General features: G+C 54.9%; 1 protein-coding gene. It reads left to right on the top strand.

The annotated features are described in order from the left end of the window. Positions 1-336, top strand: a 336-nt coding sequence (locus tag RMT89_RS41455) for a phage tail assembly chaperone (RefSeq protein WP_315888925.1), incomplete at its 5' end; no start/stop codon positions are given. Between the last annotated feature and the right edge of the window lie 54 nt (positions 337-390).

Below are 390 nucleotides of genomic sequence, written 5' to 3'. Positions count from 1 at the left end.
GGCGTGGAACGGCTTCCAACGATCCTTCGGGGTGTCGGCAAGGACGCGGACCCAGAGGCCAAGGAAGCCTCTAACGCTGCGGCAGTCGCAGCTCTCACTGATATTTTCGGCAAGAGCGATCCCGATGAAGTGACTCGTCTCATTGCTGATATCGTGTCCCTGGCTACCGTGAAGCAGGCTTCCGGCGCGTGGGGTCAGGTCGATATGGATCAGGATTTCACGGCTCATAAAGCAGACCTCTTTCCGGTTGTCATCTTTGTATTGAAGGAAGTTCTCGGGGATTTTTTCTCAGGCCTCCCGGACAGTGAAAAGCTAAAGCAGGCGCTGGGGGCCTAAAAGCTCACGAGGTTAAGCGCATTGCGCCTAATCTTGACTTATTTCTCTGGCGTC

The sequence above is a fragment of the Streptomyces sp. P17 genome, from assembly GCF_032436805.1.
GTDB lineage: Bacteria > Actinomycetota > Actinomycetes > Streptomycetales > Streptomycetaceae > Streptomyces.
This window is presented reverse-complemented; position numbering and strand designations above follow the sequence as displayed.